The 17,050-nt window shown below is 50.9% G+C and carries 15 protein-coding genes and 1 riboswitch; of the genes, 2 read left to right on the top strand and 13 right to left on the bottom strand.

The window, feature by feature from the left end:
* Nucleotides 1-83: 83 nt before the first annotated feature.
* The 11 genes from ACJJI0_RS16220 to ACJJI0_RS16170 form a co-directional block, all read right to left on the bottom strand.
* Nucleotides 84-1,202, bottom strand: a complete 1,119-nt coding sequence (locus tag ACJJI0_RS16220; RefSeq protein ID WP_444883396.1) for an ATP-binding cassette domain-containing protein — start codon at nt 1,200-1,202, stop codon at nt 84-86.
* Complete coding sequence (gene modB, locus ACJJI0_RS16215; RefSeq protein ID WP_444883395.1) at nt 1,202-1,924, bottom strand: molybdate ABC transporter permease subunit; 723 nt, start codon at nt 1,922-1,924, stop codon at nt 1,202-1,204. Before modB ends, ACJJI0_RS16220 begins: the two co-directional genes overlap by 1 nt.
* Complete coding sequence (gene modA / locus ACJJI0_RS16210; protein ID WP_444883394.1) at nt 1,921-2,703, bottom strand: molybdate ABC transporter substrate-binding protein; 783 nt, start codon at nt 2,701-2,703, stop codon at nt 1,921-1,923. Before modA ends, modB begins: the two co-directional genes overlap by 4 nt.
* Entirely contained in the window at nt 2,688-3,167 is a 480-nt protein-coding gene (gene moaE, locus ACJJI0_RS16205; protein ID WP_444885941.1) for a molybdopterin synthase catalytic subunit MoaE, read from the bottom strand. Before moaE ends, modA begins: the two co-directional genes overlap by 16 nt.
* 10 nt (nt 3,168-3,177) lie before the next feature.
* Entirely contained in the window at nt 3,178-3,423 is a 246-nt protein-coding gene (gene moaD / locus ACJJI0_RS16200; RefSeq protein WP_282951930.1) for a molybdopterin converting factor subunit 1, read from the bottom strand.
* Between the two features lie 21 nt (nt 3,424-3,444).
* Nucleotides 3,445-3,936 carry a cyclic pyranopterin monophosphate synthase MoaC gene (gene moaC / locus ACJJI0_RS16195; protein WP_282930383.1) on the bottom strand — a complete coding sequence of 164 codons (492 nt, stop codon included), beginning with the start codon at nt 3,934-3,936 and terminating at the stop codon, nt 3,445-3,447.
* A 3-nt stretch (nt 3,937-3,939) separates the two neighbouring features.
* Nucleotides 3,940-4,482: a molybdenum cofactor biosynthesis protein B gene (gene moaB / locus ACJJI0_RS16190; protein ID WP_444883393.1), complete on the bottom strand. Its 543-nt coding sequence runs from the start codon at nt 4,480-4,482 to the stop codon at nt 3,940-3,942.
* A 2-nt stretch (nt 4,483-4,484) separates the two neighbouring features.
* On the bottom strand, nt 4,485-5,084 hold the full coding sequence (gene mobA, locus ACJJI0_RS16185) for a molybdenum cofactor guanylyltransferase (RefSeq protein ID WP_444883392.1): 600 nt from the start codon (nt 5,082-5,084) through the stop codon (nt 4,485-4,487).
* Between the two features lie 4 nt (nt 5,085-5,088).
* Nucleotides 5,089-6,066 (bottom strand): GTP 3',8-cyclase MoaA, encoded by a 978-nt coding sequence (gene moaA, locus ACJJI0_RS16180; RefSeq protein WP_444883391.1) that lies wholly within the window; start codon nt 6,064-6,066, stop codon nt 5,089-5,091.
* A riboswitch (molybdenum cofactor riboswitch) is annotated at nt 6,055-6,205 on the bottom strand. Its footprint overlaps the gene before it by 12 nt.
* 216 nt (nt 6,206-6,421) lie before the next feature.
* Complete coding sequence (locus ACJJI0_RS16175) at nt 6,422-7,645, bottom strand: alginate export family protein (protein ID WP_444883390.1); 1,224 nt, start codon at nt 7,643-7,645, stop codon at nt 6,422-6,424.
* A 141-nt stretch (nt 7,646-7,786) separates the two neighbouring features.
* Complete coding sequence (locus tag ACJJI0_RS16170; protein WP_444883389.1) at nt 7,787-9,088, bottom strand: MFS transporter; 1,302 nt, start codon at nt 9,086-9,088, stop codon at nt 7,787-7,789.
* Between the two features lie 408 nt (nt 9,089-9,496).
* Between ACJJI0_RS16170 and ACJJI0_RS16165 the strand changes: the two genes are divergently transcribed.
* Nucleotides 9,497-10,972 (top strand): NarK family nitrate/nitrite MFS transporter, encoded by a 1,476-nt coding sequence (locus ACJJI0_RS16165; protein ID WP_020413728.1) that lies wholly within the window; start codon nt 9,497-9,499, stop codon nt 10,970-10,972.
* A gap of 115 nt (nt 10,973-11,087) precedes the next feature.
* Complete coding sequence (locus ACJJI0_RS16160) at nt 11,088-12,860, top strand: bifunctional protein-serine/threonine kinase/phosphatase (RefSeq protein WP_444883388.1); 1,773 nt, start codon at nt 11,088-11,090, stop codon at nt 12,858-12,860.
* 153 nt (nt 12,861-13,013) lie between these two features.
* Here ACJJI0_RS16160 and ACJJI0_RS16155 read toward each other — a convergent pair whose 3' ends face one another.
* Nucleotides 13,014-15,380, bottom strand: coding sequence for a hypothetical protein (locus ACJJI0_RS16155; protein ID WP_444883387.1), 2,367 nt, complete (start codon nt 15,378-15,380; stop codon nt 13,014-13,016).
* A gap of 1,246 nt (nt 15,381-16,626) precedes the next feature.
* Nucleotides 16,627-16,788 (bottom strand): carbon storage regulator CsrA, encoded by a 162-nt coding sequence (gene csrA / locus ACJJI0_RS16150; protein ID WP_444883386.1) that lies wholly within the window; start codon nt 16,786-16,788, stop codon nt 16,627-16,629.
* Nucleotides 16,789-17,050: the final 262 nt, after the last annotated feature.

The raw sequence follows: 17,050 nt of genomic DNA, 5'->3' as shown, positions 1-17,050 counted from the left end.
GATACCTTTTTCCACAGCCATTTCGAACCTCCATATTCCACAGAAGTTTTCAGTACAAGATTATTCAAAGAGAAATAAGAGGCTTACAAACCGGCAAGACTACCGGCCTTAAACTGGGCAAAGTAGGTAGTGCCTTCACGCAGTTCTAGGCGCTCGCAGGAGAGACGGGAAATATCTGCGTAGAACACCTGATCAGCAGCGGCTAACTGTAAACGCATGCGGCCATCGGTAAGGTTCTGCTTAGCAACTAAAGTTACCGGCAGGCAATTGAGGATACTGGACAGGCCTGGCTTCTCTACACTGAGGCTGATATCTCCAGCTTCCAGCAGAAAAGCTGCGGTATCGCCTTTTCGATAATGGCCTGCCACCCTATCTGCAAAGATGGAAATCCCCCCTAAATCCAAAGTGAGCAGGCCATCGTTTAGGGATTCCACTCGCGCTTCAATCCGGCTGCGACAACTATCCCCTACGCCGTGGCTATCCAGGCGCTGGGCAACTTCAGGTAAAGGAAGTGGCGCGGACAAATTGGCAGAATCCATCCACAAACAGCGCTGGGCTAGCAGCTGGATTTCATCAAAATCGTGACTGGTCCAGATTACCAGCGCCGGATATCGGGCCCAGAAATCCCGTAGGGTCGGCAATAGGCGCCGCAGTACCTGGGCGCGGTCAACCGCTGAAAGCGGCTCATCAAATAATTGCAGCGGCGCGTTGTTATAAAGCTGGCGCAATACAGCCACTCGCTGGGCCTCTCCACCAGAGAGTAACTCCACCGGCTGATGTAGCAGCGCTTCAATACCAAAAGCCTTTAGCAGCCGACCACACTCTTCCTCGGGCAGTGGCCTGCGGCTGTAACGGCGGGCCAGTGCCAGGTTATCTGCCACCGACTGGCCAGCAAACAGGCGGCTATCCTGAAAGCCCAAAGAAAGCGTTCTTTTGTGGGTAGCCAGGGCGCGGCGTCCGCGCTGCCAAACCGTATTGGCAAAAGTGATATTGCCACGGCAGTTTCGCTGGCCAGCCAAAGCAGCCAGTAGGGTGCTCTTGCCACTGCCGGAGGGACCGGTAAGGCCAAAAACTCCAGAGGCTGGCAGCTCTAATTGCCAGGGAGTCGCAGCGTTAAGCGGAGTCACCAGCCCTGTAACACTCAGTCCGGTGGAATCAGAAGTGGTAGACGCAGTACCGAATAGGGGTAAGGTGATTTCCATTAACCCAGCACCCCCATTACCGGTTTAACACGCTCGCTGTTTGATCCGCGCGGAGCCAAACTATGTCCCAGCCAACGGGCAGCGAGTAGCAGTACCGTAGTAATCCCCATCAACATTAAAGCCAACCGGTGCGCCGCGCCGTATTCCATCGCCTCCACATGTTGATAAAGAGCGATAGAAACCACCTGGGTCTCACCGGGAATAGCGCCACCAATCATCAGCACTACCCCGAACTCACCCAGGGTATGGGCAAACGTTAAAGCGCAGGCACTCACAATAGCGGCGCGACTCGCCGGCAAAAGAACTTTTAATAATGCCGCCCAGGGCGGTATACCTAGTGCTGCGGCAGCCTGGGTCAGGCGCTGGCCATTGGCATTAAACGCGGCCAACAGCGGCTGCACCATAAACGGCAGGGAATAAATCACTGACGCAAACACCAGGCCGGTAAAGGAAAACACCAAAGGGCCATCAAAAATGTGTGACAGCCACTGCCCGGGGGCATAGTTGGGAGAAAATAAAAGCAGTAAATAAAAGCCCAACACCGTGGGTGGCAGTACCAGCGGCAGGGTTATTAATACCTCGATACCGTGGCGCCAGCGACTCTGCCATTGGCTCAACTTCCAGGCCAAGGGCACGCCGATAATAAACAGCAGTAAGGTAGTTAAGCCGGCCAATTTCAAAGTTAGCCACAGGGCCTGCCAGTCGGCAGCGGCGATATTCATAAGCCACTCCCTCCATCTCTACTTCGATATTGAGTCGGCAAAACACCGTAACCCAGGTGGTGCAGTTGCGCCTGCACTTCCCCTGAACGCAAATACTCAGCGAGGGACTGCGCCTCTTTAGGCCGACGACTCTGGGCGGGAATCAGCAGCTGCTGTTCAATGGGTTTGTACAAACGCTGCGGCAGCAACCAGTAGTTATCGCGGCCGGCTGCTTGCATCTGGCTGGCGGCGACAAAGCCCAGCTGCGCATTGCCGGAATCCAGCATTAAATAGGCTTGGCCTGCATTGTGGGCCTGGGCTAATTGAGTTTGTTTTTTCTTCCACAAGTCCAGGCTCTGCAGCGCCTGCCGGGCGGCACTGCCGAAGGGTGCTACTTTGGGATCGGCTAGTACAATTTTATCAGGCCAGGTTTGCAGTAACTGCTCGATATTCGATTCCGATTTTGGGTGCCAGAGAGCCAGTAAACCCAGGGCGTAAGTCTTACGACTGTTGGCCAGTGCCCCACCCTGCTTTTCCAACAGTTCAGGTCGCTCGCGATCGGCAGACAGGAATAAATCGAAGGGCGCGCGGTGCGCTATTTGCTGGTAGAGCACCCCTGAGCTGCCACTGCTGATTTGCACCACACAGGCATGGCGACGCTCAAATGCTGGCAGTACCTCTTCCAGTGCCGGGCGGAAGCTGGCCGCTACCGCCACCCGCAAGGTGCAGTTATCCGCATTAACCGGTAGCGCGATGGCCACCAGTAAAGCGGATAGCAGCAGGCTCAGCCGGCGGACCACTTTTCCATCTCCGCAGCATCACTGGCCCGGGCTTCGACCCAGCGCTCTGAAGGCTTACCGGACTCATCCGCAACCGCTTCGCGCTTCCAGAAAGGCGCCTCAGTTTTGAGGCGATCCATGATGTATTGGCAGGCGGCAAAGGCGGCTTGACGGTGGGGGCTGGTAACGCCGACAAAAACAATTTCATCGTTGATCTGCATGGGGCCAACCCGGTGGACGATAGTCACACGACCCAAGGACCAGCGATCGCGGGCATCATTGATAATCCGTTGCAGGCTTTTTTCAGTCATGCCCGGATAGTATTCCAGGGCCAGGCCGCAGACATCACTACCGGCATTGAAGTCCCGCACCGAACCCACAAACAGGGCGCAGGCACCATCGGCACTGTTGCCTTGTAGCGCGGTATATTCAGCCGCTACGTCGAGGGGCGCTTCACAGACTTCAATACGATCAACGACTTTCATATTGGCACCACTAACCGCCGGTAACCGGCGGGAAAAATGCAACTTCATCCCCAGCCTTCACCTGGGCTCCGGTTTCTGCCAGCTCCTGGTTCAGGGCCATACGGATATCGTCTCTTTGCAGGTGCGGGCTCCAATCCGGGTGCTGCTCACATAGGGTTTTACGCAACTCGCTGAGACTGCCGGAAAAGTCCTCCAGGGTAGTCTCGCCCATGCCCAATTGCTGGCGCAGACGCGCGAAAAACAGAACTTTTACCATCGCTTTACACCTCTGAAATTTTTACGCCTTGTCCGCAGCATCGCCGCGCCAGTGGCCGCGCTTACCGCCGGTTTTTTGCAGCAGGCGGGTCGGACCGATTTCCATCGCCGGGTCCACGGCTTTGCACATATCGTAAATGGTCAGCGCCGCTACCGAAGCTGCGGTTAACGCTTCCATCTCTACTCCGGTGCGCCCGGCCAGGCGGCAGAAAGCGGTGATATGCACACTGTGCTTTTCCGGCTGTAACTCGAAATCCACCGCTACTTTGGTCAACGCCAGCGGATGGCACAGGGGAATTAAATCCGAGGTTTTCTTCGCGGCCTGGATGCCGGCGATACGAGCTACAGAAAGCACATCGCCTTTTTTGTGTGCCCCTTGACTCAGCAGTGCAAAAGCCTCTGCACTCATACTGATACTACTCTCGGCCAGGGCACTGCGGTCAGTGATGTCCTTCTCGGTAACATCCACCATGCTGGCTTCGCCGCGCTGGTTTAAATGGGTTAATTGGCTCACAAATTACCCCCGGCTCTCGCAGGGCGCGCTGGCAAAGCGCACATGAGGGATAAAGTTACAGGGCTTGTGGCGGGCATCCAGTTGCTCCAGCAATATGCCTTCCCAAGCCGTGCGGCAGGCTCCGGTGGAACCAGGCATACAACATATCAGTGTGCGATTAGCCAGGCCGGCGAGCGCGCGGGATTGCACGGTGGAGCTGCCGATATCCCCAAGGGAAATATGGCGGAACAGCTCGCCGAAGCCGTCGACGGTTTTATCGAACAGCGGGCTCAGGGCCTCTGGCGTGGAGTCGCGATCGGTAAAACCAGTACCGCCGGTCACCAATACCACCTGCACTTTCGGATCGGCAATCCAGGCGGAGACCACCGCGCGCATCTGGTAAACATCATCCGGGGTAATGCGCTTATCCGCGAGCTGATGGCCGGCAGTTTTGAGGGCTTCCACCAGGTACTGGCCAGAGGTATCGGTCTGCTCGTTGCGGGTATCGGATACGGTAAGTACCGAGATATTGAGCGGTACAAATTCTTTGCTAGCGTGTGCGGACATATTCAGTGGTCTCTCAAAAAACTGTTTTCTGGAGTTTTATCCGGCGTACTCAAGCCGAGATAATCTGCCGGCGTATTGATATTGCGATGCCAATCGCCGGCACTTTTTATGGGTATGGATTTGGCCCCCAGGTGACGCAGCAGCGCGCCGACAGAATTGCGCGCACTGCCTTCGACGGCACGGCGCAAATAATCCAGGCAGTCGCCATTTAAAGGCAGCCACAGGGGAAAAAAGAAGTTTTCAAAATAACAGGGCCGGCCACTTGCCTGCCCCTCTGCCAATAACTCTGCGAGGTGCTCCCGCCCGAGCAGGGGCATATCTACCGGGATCACCAGGGCCGCATCGGCACCGGTTGCCAGGGCTACCGAATATAGGCCGCCCAGAGGGCCCCGCTCTGGCACCAGGTCTTCAATCGCTCCGGGGCGGGCGCCGCTGGTGACGACTTTTTCCAGAGGAAGCTCTCTCAGCAATGCCTCAGCATGCTGCAAAAAATTGCCCCGTTGGGGGTGGGCCAGCAGGGCCTTGTCTCGGCCCATCCTGCTGGAGCGGCCACCGGCCAGCACCACGCCGATTGTCGATTTACTAACAAGAGCCCTGGCCATAATCCTAGCCCCCCAGCATCGCCAGATTGCGGGTGGCGCCGGTGAAACCTTCATGCAGCTGGTGGCCTGCGGTCTTATCCACAATCAACTCGCGGATATGGGCCGCCAGTGCCTCACTATCGCCATCGGCAATGATTTCGCGCATATCAAAGCCCTGGTCGGCAAACAGGCACAGGTGCAGCTTGCCCTGGGCCGATACCCGCAGGCGATTGCAGCTTGCACAGAAGTCTTCGCCGTAAGGGGTAATCAGGCCGATACGACCGGCGTAATCCGGGTGGAAATACTCCCGCGCCGGGCCGGCATCGCGGGTGCGGATCACCTGCTCCCAGCCTTCCCGCAGCAACAAGGTTTCTATATCGCCACCGGAGACATGGTTGCTGGCGAAGAACTCGCGGTTATCGCCGGTGCGCATCAATTCAATAAAGCGCAGGGTCACCGGAGTCTCACGAACCCAGGCGAGGAAGTTATCCAGCTCGGCCAGGTTGTACTGGCGCATCAACACTGCGTTGACCTTGGTATCAATACCCAGGGCCAGGGCACGATCCAGGCCGGCTAAGGCTTTATCCAGGCGATTGTGGCCGGTGATATGGTGGAATTGAGCCGGGTCAAGGCTGTCGATACTGACATTCACCTGATCCAAGCCGGCGCGGTGCCAGTCGTCAATCTGACTGGGCAGGCGGTAACCGTTGGTGGTGATGGCTAAGCGGCGAATCTTATCGCTAGCGCGCACGGCTTCGAGCAGCGGCACCAGGTCTTTGCGCAGGGAGGGCTCTCCGCCGGTAAGGCGTACCTTTTCCGTACCCAGTGAAGCGAAAGCGCGCACCAATGTGCCCACCTCAGCGACTGAGAGAGGATTTTCCCCTTCCAGGGAACGTCCGCAACCGATGCCCTCGGGCAGGCAATAGTTGCAGCGGTAGTTGCAGATGTCCGTCACGGACAGGCGCAGGTAGTAAAACCTACGGCCAAAATTGTCTTGTAACATTAAACGCCTTTCCAATTTCGGGAGGCCGCGCAGTTTCCCGCTAGACCCTGGTGGCCGGTACGGCCACGGTCCCGGCACCTTGCAACGTCAATAAAAAACGGCGCTGTTTAGGTAGCGGGACTCGGTGTTTAAACTGATGTCAGTGTATCAAGCTGGTTAATTTATGCTTGGGGCAAAGGTGGTACTCCTTAGGTACTCACAGTGATGCCAACCATTAAGGGAAATAACATCACAAAATAGAAATTCAGTAGGCAGAATTACTAAAAACAGAAAATTCCTCTAAAGAAATTAGTCGGTTTTTATAAGTAAAACCCCGGCTAGAGCCGGGGCCTCGCTATGGAGCGGCTTTATTTAATTAGAAATTGGCGGTAACCATTAACCAGAACTTGTCGGTATCCACGTTGTGATCGTCAGCCTGGTAAGAGGCGTATTTCACCAGTGCAGAAATTTCATCTGTCAGCTTGCGGCCGTAGCTGATATTCCACTCATGGCCATAATTTGCGGAACCTTCATTCGCATCAAAATTGTGATAGGCCATATTCAACTTGCCACCCACAAGTTTCATAGCACCGCTGATATACATATCTTCAATGCCTTCACCTGGAGTCACCAAGAACTGGTCGGTGAAACCTTGGAATTTATGCAGGGTAGCCAGCGGCGTTTTGAAACCAACGCCATTATCAGAACCCAGTACTTCATAACCGAGTTTTGCGGTTACCGGGCCCAGGTCTGCGCCAACTTCCGCCAGATAGTAGTCGGCATTGTAGTCGAAGGGGTTGTCCCCGGTATCGTCCTGGCGCGCGTAGCTTAGATTAGCTTTTACAGGGCCAAAACTTCCTTTGTAATCCACCCCATAGGTGCGGCTGGAATTATTCACGAAATTTTCTAAATCCAGGCTGTAAACAAAACCGCTGACTTTATGGTTTTCGGCCACCGGGTAGCTGGCATGGAGTAGCTGGATATTGCCTTCAAATTCGGCGCCGGCGCTATCTTCACCAAAAACCCGGTTTACGTTGTACACGTAGCTGTAGTCCAGCTGCAGGCTGTCTGTGCTGCCATATTGATAGCGAATGCCGTCGTAAGTCTGCTCGTTCTGCCTCCAGCCAACACCACCAACAAAGCGCTGGCCATCGAGGTTAATACGCTGGCGACCAGCAGTAATTATGGAATTCTCACCGTTATAACGGATATAGGCCTGGTTAACCTCTGTGCCATCTGGATCGGCCACTACCGGGTAATTAGTTTTACCATTGACGGTGGAGTTGTAATTGTCGTTACCGACTGCAGTAACATCGTCCATCTCAAGAAAACCACTGAAGCCGCGGTAGCTGCCGCTGCGCCAGTTGAGGCGGGTTCTCAGAGTGGACGCGAGTGCATCCCCATTAATACCATCCTGGTCATAATCTTCCTGGTCGACGATCTCTACGCGATAACGCAGATTCAACCCGACTTCACCGGATTTAAGCGCGTCGACAAGAGTGGCATTTTCACCATCCTGCGCAGCGGCCTGCAATGCGACTGTGCTGCAGGCCCCCAACAGTAAAGCACCGAAAATTTTGGGAAATCTGGAAATGGTCATTACGCTTTTCCTTTGCAACAACGGAGTGACAGTGACAAATTACAATTTTTCAGACGTGGTTGAAACCACAGTTTTTCTCGGCAGAAAAAATAAATACTTCCTACCCTTTACACACACATAATTCCATTTTGGTAGTGGGCGCTACCTATCTGGCAAAGCCGCAGAGTTACTCGCATCCTCATGCAAAAAATTATTTTGCCTGGCGAAGGCCAAACGCTGTTGATATTGCTCCCTCTGGATTGCCAGGTACATTACCAACATACAAACTGCCAGCACGCCGTAGAGCAACATAAATGCCGCACTGTGAATACCCACTAAATCCTGTGCGATACCAAACAGCACAGGCAGAGTAAAACCACCCAGCGCACCGATTGTGGCTACAGTGCCACCGACACTGCCCATATGTGCCGGAAAATTATCGTGTAGCGCCTTGTAAACCGAAGCGCGACCAAACCCCTGGGCAATACCAATTACCAGCAACAGCAGGGTAAACAACTCAATGCCCACCTCGATATTTAGATGCACATCCCGTTCCACCCCGTGAATCGTCATACTGGTTGGGGGGTAACTGAGAAAAAACAGGCATACCAAGCAGGTCCAGAACACACTCCAATTCACCGTGCGCGCACCATAGCGATCTGCAAACCAGCCACCCAGCGCACGCAGCGAACTGGACAAGGCCACAAACAGCAGGGTCAGCGCCATCGCCACCTGGGTACTGACTTCGTACACCGCCAGGTAGTAATTCGGCAGCCACAGTAAAAGTGCGAGAAAGCTGCCGAAGACAAAATAATAATAGAGCCCATAACGCCACACCTTGATCTGCATCAGTGGTCTTAGATGGTGCTGAATTTTTGCCTTGTTGCGACTGCGCATATAACGGGTTTCTTCAGGCGCACAAAATTCGAATAACACCACCATAAGCAAAATACCAACCGCATAAATCGGCCCAATCCATTCACGCCCCAGCCAATTCTGGATCGCTGGCGCCAGGGCCAGGGTGATAGCCGCCCCGGCATTGCCTGCACCAAAAATGCCCATTGCGGTGCCCTGCTGCCTCCTTTCGAACCACGGGGTGATATAGCGAATACCCAATACGAAGGAGACCCCGGAAATGCCCAGCCACAAACCGGCCAGTAGGTGCTCACCGTAACTCTCGATATAGGGCAAGAATAAAAGCACCGGCAGCAGCAATAGCATTTGCAGGAGGATAAGTTTTTTTGCCGAGAAATATTCCACCAACAATCCGGCGGGAAAACGCAGTAGCGCACCGCTCAGGATCGGCGCGGCCAGTAAGATGCCGTATTCTGTGGCTGAGAGGTCTAGCTGCTCGCGGACTTCTACTCCAAGCACTGCATAGAGTGTCCACACGGAAAAGTTCGCAGCAAACATGGCCGAAGCAAATATCAGCACACGCCCGGCGAGTTGCTGGGTATATTGCACCGCGGGCTTCTCCTATTTTTTCAGTTTTCGGGAAAATGATTTGGTCACCACATCGGCTGCCCGATCAATACGCACCTGTTGCGCCGCTACGAACGGATTGAAAAGAGCAGTATTGGTAAAGGCCACCTGCCAGCAAGATGCATAAAAACCCCGGTAATCACAATTACTCCCAAAAACTCTCCGCTCACAAGACGATTTTTTATGACTACTCAACAAGGGGTAAATCTTATTCAATAGGCAGCAGCTCCCCTTAAAAGGCACTACCCCAAATGGGCTAACACCAAGCAGCAAAGCCTTTATTCAGTACCCAACTACCCCCTTTGTGTACTTTCCCTGTAGCGCTGCTCAAATACTATCGGCCATGACCCTATCCACCTCTAAATTGCTGTGAAGCCGGAGAAAATAGTCATGAGTCAATCCAGCGGCCTCAATTTATTTAATTGGGGCGATCCCAAAATAAAGACGCTGCACGTTACCTGGTTTGCGTTTTTCCTGACTTTCGTGGTGTGGTTCTCCCACGCTCCGCTGATGGTCTTTATCAAGGAAGCGTTCGACCTCACCAGCCAGCAGGTAAAAGCCCTGTTAATCCTCAATGTGGCACTCACCATCCCCGCCCGAATCATTATCGGTATGCTGGTGGATAAATTGGGGCCGCGCCTGGTGTACAGCGGGCTGCTGATGACCTCATCTTTAATCTGTTTGGGCTTTGCCACCGCAGACAGTTATGAATCCCTGGCCCTGTTCCGCTTCCTGCTGGGATTTGTGGGTGCCGGCTTTGTAATTGGTATCCGCATGGTGGGTGAATGGTTCCCGGCCAAACAAGTGGGACTGGCAGAAGGTGTTTACGGCGGCTGGGGGAATTTCGGTTCTGCTGCCGGTGCCATGACCCTGCCCACCATCGCCCTGCTGTTCGGCGGTGAAGACGGCTGGCGCTATGCCCTGGGCCTCACCGGCATCATCGCCGGCCTGTACGGCATCATCTACTACCGCGTTGCCCGCAACACTCCTAAAGGTTCCACTTACTTCAAACCGAAAAAGAGCGGCGGCCTGGAAGTGACCAGCAAGCGGGATTTCTACTTCTACCTGCTGATGAATGTGCCCATGTACCTGGCACTGGCAGCGCTGGCTTACAAACTGTCTCCCAGTGGCGTAGCCCTGCTGAGCCAGAATGCCACTTACGCAATGTGGGGACTGCTGGTAGCACTGTTCGCCTTCCAGACCCGCATGATCTGGAATGTAAACAAAGACCACCTGCGCGAAGGTGTGCCCGAGCTGGAGAAATACAACTTCAAGCAGGTAGCCATCCTCGACCTGGCCTACTTCGTCACCTTCGGCTCAGAGCTGGCCGTGGTTTCTATGCTGCCCCTGTTCTTCCTGGAAACCTTTGAAGGATTGAGCCCGGTGAAGGCCGGCCTGCTCGCCTCTGGCTTCGCCTTTATGAACCTGGTGGCTCGCCCAACCGGTGGATACTTCTCTGACAAACTGGGACGCCGCCGCAGCCTGATGTTCCTGATCGGCGGCCTGGCAGTGGGTTACTTTGTACTGAGCCAGATCAACGGCGGCTGGTGGATTCCCGCTGCGGTAGTGGCCACCATGTGCTGCTCTTTCTTCGTGCAGGCCGGTGAGGGTGCCGTATTCGCCGTCGTACCCCTGGTGAAGCGTCGCATGACCGGGCAGATCGCCGGTATGGCCGGAGCCTACGGCAACGTGGGTGCGGTTACTTTCCTTACCGCCCTGTCTTATGTCAGCTACAGCCAGTTCTTCCTGATTATCTGCGGCGCAGCAGCGGTGATCTTCTTCGCCTGCCTGTTCCTGGAGGAGCCCAAAGGCAATATCGCCGAAGTGCTACCGGATGGCACAGTGCAGCTGATCAGCGTGGAGTGATCCGGAAAGGGTGATCGTAAAGCAGTTATCCAGCAACAAACGCAAAGGAGGGCCAATGGCCCTTCTTTGTTTTTCGCCATCAGCCTGAGGGGACGAAAAGAGAGTGGAGAAAGCTGTGAGCGAAACCAATTCCGGGGTGCAAACAGAAACTGAGGCAAACCCCGAAGCCCAGACACCGCAATTGAGCCACGGCCTCTGCACCAGTGCAGGCATCAAACCGCAGAATGAAGATGCCGCAATCTATCACTGGCCAGACAACCCGCACTTGCAGGAATACCTGGGCGCAGTCGCCGCACTGGCAGACGGAGTCAGTTCTGCCGAAGCCGGCGCCCTCGCCAGCCACACCGCCACCGAGCAGTTTGTGCGGGACTATTACAAGGTGCCGGATACCTGGTCTGTAGCCCACGCCGGACAGAAAATCCTCGCCTCCATTAACAGCAAGCTATACCGCAAAAGCCATGACTTTCCCCAACAGGAAAAGGGCTTCCTCTGCACCTTCTCTGCCCTGATTTTTAAATCCCGCACCGCCCACTATTTCCATATCGGCGACAGCCGTATCTATCACCTGCGCGGTGACAACCTTAAATGCCTCACCCGGGACCACAACATCACCCTGGCCCACCGCCAACAGATGCTATCCCGCGCGCTGGGCATGGATACCGGCCTGCAAGTGGATTACGGCCAGCTAAGCCTGGCTAAGGACGATGTACTGCTGATTACCAGCGACGGCGTGCACGACTTTATCAAGCAGGATCTGCTGCGCGAGCTGCTGGCAGATACCGAAATAAGCGAACAGGAAACAGCGGAAACCCTGGTGCGCCTCGCCGAGGAAAACGGCAGTGACGATAATCTCTCCGCATTAGTGGTAAAGGTAAAAGCATTGCCACAAACCACCCTGGACGACTACAGCCGCCAGCTTACCCGCCTACCCTTCCCGCCGGAGTTGGAACCAGGCATGGTATTGGATGGTTACCAGGTGGAACGGGAGCTGTTCTCCTCCCAGCGCAGCCAGCTGTACCTGGTGCGCGACAGTGCCACCGGGGAAATCCTGGTAATGAAAACCCCCTCGGTAAATTACGAGGACGATATCCACTATATCGACCGCTTTATTCAGGAGGAGTGGATAGGCCTGCGTATTCGCAGCCCCCAGGTAGTGCGCCTACACCGCCAGACCCGGCCGCGCACCGCGCTCTATTACCTGATGGAGTATGTGCAGGGCAGCACCCTGGAGCAGTGGATCACCAATAACCGCTTTCCCAAACCGGCGGAAGCGTTTCGCATCCTTAAGGAGATTGCCACCGGGCTACAGGCCTTCCACGATCAGGAAACCATTCACCAGGATTTGCGCCCGGGCAATATCATGATCGACGGCGATGGGCGGGTAAAAATTATCGACTTCGGCTCAGTCTACGTAGCCGGCAGTGCCGAGATTTTCCGCCCCCTGGAGCACCCGGAAGCGCTGGGCACCGCCAGCTACTCCGACCCCCACTATATCCTTGGGCACAACAGCGGTATTCGCGGCGATATCTATGCCCTCGCCACTATTGCCTACGAAATGTTTACCGGCGAACTGCCCTACGGCGAGGCAATAGAAAACTGCCGCTCCCACGCCGACTTCGAACGCCTGCGCTACCGCACCGCCAGTCAGTTTAATCCAGTAGTCCCCATCTGGTTTGACCGTGCTCTGGAACGGGGATGCAGTATCGACCTGGAACAGCGCTACTCCACGCTGACGGAATTTATGCGCGACCTCGCTAACCCCAACCCGGATTACCTAAGGGAAGATCCCACTGAGAAAGGGGATGCTTCCCTTTTCTGGAAGATTCTTTGTGGGATTTGGGTGGCTACTTTGTTGGCGGTGGCGGCATTGTTTTCTTCTAGTGCTTAAAAATAGAGCCACCCTGTACGATGGTCAACATTTATGACATGTAATGCACTGGCAATTTTGAAGTGTGAGCTGTTCTACTCCATTACCCTGAAATTAATGATAGTACTCAAAATATTAAAATGCACCAGCTAAAAAGCTGGTGCAGCTTCTAACTTAGCGTGACCAGAGTTTAGATGAATCAGAGGAGCAATCTAATTTGGAAACTCTAAAAGTATTTGATAATACCTCGGTGCTTCCCAGGCACTCGCCTGTTTCCCTATTTTTAATCTGATAAACATCACCCGTATATGGGCCAATAAAATCCCAAATACTGGAGTCTGAAACAGTTGTTGTTGGTGAAAGACTATCATAGCCTGTACCCAGATCTAAATCTTCCATGTAAGTACCATCCTCAGCATTAACGATTAAGTAACCTCCGTTATGTTCTTGAACAATTACATAAGAACAGCCACCAAACCCGTAACCTGACCTACCAGATAATGTAGTATATTCACCAAGACAGTAATCATTCGCATCTGAGTTGCTCATAGCCAATATCTCAGTAGTAGGTAATGCCGGTATATCAAGCATCCACACTTCCGATCCTGTTCCATCCTCACAGGTTCCGAACACTAAACCTTCGTTAACGGTAATACACAACCCTGAAGTTTTATTGCTCAGCTCAAATTTTCCATCATTATCCCTATCCTTCAAGTACCAGGTTAAGTTTCCATCAAGGCTTAAATTAGTACCTGTAGATACACTTTTTATTTTATAACCTCCATTGTGTGCCATTATTTGTAGATCATACTCGTCACACTCGCCTCCTAAGCAATACTCTTCCTCTCCCTCTTCCAAACTACGTAAACGTACAAATAAACCTGTTGCATCTGTTGTTGGAATTATTGTTCCATTAATATCCCACATTGCAGAGTCAGCATCACAGTCATCGACTGTAATATTATTATTCTCGTCAATCGCCAAACAATTGCCAGTGTATTTATTTTCTATTTGATATAATCCATCATCTGTTGATTCCACATACCAAGTAGCAATATCACCACTTCCAGTGGTATAATAAAATCCTTTCCCATCTCCTCCATCTTTGAAATTACGCATAGTTCCAGAAAGGGTAATAAGATAACCATCCGAATTTGGGGTGAAAACAAACTGGGTCGCATCCGAGTCACAATAAATTTCTACACTCATCGATCTATCAGCGCATAAATTACTGGGCTCATGTTTAAGATTTACTGAATGATATGTTTCAGGATCTGCTTCGCCGCCAGCACCGCTATATTGAGTCATAATTAAATTATTTAAGTCCCAGGTATCCACAACATAAGCTAAGTTATGTAGCCTATATTTTCTATCCACTTCAGAGTCATAGGTATGAAATGGCGACTCATTTTCAAGATAGTCAGAAATATATGACTCTCTAGCACTCTCGCACTTTTCTGGCGCTTCGTCTGTCGCGCCTGTTTGACAAGCAGTTATTCCCCTATAATCATCAGTGAAACAAGATCTTTTATCACTACCACTACAGTTACTAATTAACGCTTCACGATAATCGGCCAAGTCCGAATCAGTAAAATTAACCGATGTAGTGATCAATCCAGGCACTTTACTGCTTTCAGAAACTTCAATACCTATCGCTGTTAGCACTTCATTATAATAGCCTGATGTTATACTTTTATAAGAATCAAAAGAGCTGTAACCCAGGTCACAGTCTGAATCATCACCTTCTGCCAACAAATTTTCGATCAATTCTGCTCCAGAATATATATCGTCCAAAACGTCATACGAAACCAGCTCATCAACTTCTACTTCATTCCAGGTGGGTGGGTTATCCAGCAAATAACAATATCGATCAAATTCAGCTCTATGCAAAAATTCCATTTGAATTGCAGAAATAAAACCCGGAATTGCTGATTCTACTAAGGCATCATAGGTTGCATTAGATTCTGAACCCTCGTCAGGCTCACCAAGTCTATCAATAATTTTCTGACCAATACTAGTTGCTAGAGTGCCTAGATCGCTTGCTGCAGTTAGATGACCCGAGTCTCGGCCAGCCTTTATGTCTGTTTCAGCAGTGTCGATTATTGAGTAGATTTCATCTACCTGATCAGTTATCAGATCTGACTCCAATGAAGAAATTCTAGTATTGAATTCTTCTAGACAGCTCACAAGATCCGCATCAGCCCCATCTGTCGATTCCTCTATCACTCCTCCCTTTACGGCACTGTATACAAATGGGTATATTGTCTTAGCCGTTACAAATGCATCATTTGCACCTAACGCAGTAGATATCAAATTATTGGCAAGTAGAATTCCTACTGTGCTTGCATCGTATGAGACTTGCGACGTGCTTTCTCTAGACGCATAGTCATAGCATGCACCTGTAAGAGGAACTGCTTGAGCCTGAGAGGTAGCAAATCCCCAAGTAACCCCTAAACAAAACCCTAGCTTTATAAGCTTCATATTTATCAAGACCTTGTCCTCAATCTTTAATTTAAAATAGATTTTTATATCAGTACGCAATACTTATATATTTAAATCGCTTACTGTAGATAAATAATAGTTATTTAATTTTTATCCCACCTCCTTATACTAACAATTTAAAAATTTCTCTTGGGTTTTGCGCCATAAAATTATGCAGCTCAGATATAGCAAAAAATATCCAATAGAAGCCCAATAAGGCCATTTCTTATGAAGCATTAGCCATACAGTAATTCTCAACATTAGATACTTAGGTGCTAGCTGCATATGGAGGAGCATGATGTCCAAGCTTAAAATAGCTCCAACTCTTGTACTCAAAAATCCGTATAGATTCATTTGTCGAAACATCCATGTCATAAAACTCCTCAGGAATAACAGCCAAGTCATCATGACTCAAAGCGTGAACCATCGACTTCAGCAGAATATATGTAGTTATTCTTGGGATGACCAATAAGCATTTGGGAAAGAACTATAAGCACTGCTTATAGTTTCTGGTGAGGCGCGTCTGACTACACGTTTATGGGATACTTGATTTATAAAAATTGAGAATTTTTGCCTTAAAATATATGGAAAGCCGGCTTACTAACAAATATATTATGGTTATTATTTTATTATCGATTCACCAAACACTCATATATAGCAGTTAAGCTGCAAGTTGTTCACAATGGAATGCTTACTTATAGTAAATGGCTGTACATTCTTAGTGTTATATTAATCTATTGGTTTTCCATAGTAATTTTGATAACCTCATTGCTGAAATGGGTGACATTATTATTACTAGTTTAAATTGATTGGCTATCCGTGCTTGATCTTCTTAGTAATTCTGTTTGGGCTAGTAACAATATGAATTTTTAGTGCCGAGACAATATCCATATATTTGCCGGAGTTCCTCAAATATAACTAAATAATAAATTACAGATCTATAGTTTATGCTAACTCAACTTCAAAACTCCTACTTATTTGTTTGAGAAAGGTCGCCGTGCCCAGCCTGCACAAAAAGTTTCAATCAGGCTTATATCTTTCGGAAACCAACACTCCCCACCCTTCTCCAATACCGTCAAAATCCGATGATTCATCCACTCAGGGCTACGTACCACTCTCGAAGATTATTACAGTCATACGTGATCTTAAAATTATAGTTTTACACAAAATGGTTAAACTAAATCACAAAACAAGTTTAGGTAGAAAAGCAGGTAAATTACTCCATTTTAGGTTAGGTAATTTGCCGCTTCTTTGAGATTTTCATAGTCACAACTAAATCCTCGCGATTGTGATCCCCAAGCGCTCGCTACTTTTGAACACGTGTATATATTTCCTTACGATGAACGGGTATAGATTTGGGAGCACGTATTCCTATCTTTACCTGATTACCCTTAACCTCCAACACTGTAACTGAGACATTAGCTCCAATCCTTAAGTTTTCACCAGTTCGGCGCTTTAAGATCAACATATTGATTTCCTAATGATATTCAAACCATGGGTAGACCTTCTCTGATGGAAGGATGAGAAAGTAACGCTGTAAGGAAATACGGGGTGGTGCGCGGGAACGGTAGGCATAGAAGAAGAAAAGGCAGGCACAACGCTTCCAGAGCTTGGGGAATCGTTCCAAGCCGCTGAATGTACTCCACTTTATTGAAGACGAGCGGGTTTCTAGCGTATGATCCATATAGCCATTTTGATACTTGGGTTATCAATTTGGTTAGCTGACCCCT

This window comes from Microbulbifer mixtoriginis (SeqCode) (assembly GCF_052466695.1).
This window is presented reverse-complemented; position numbering and strand designations above follow the sequence as displayed.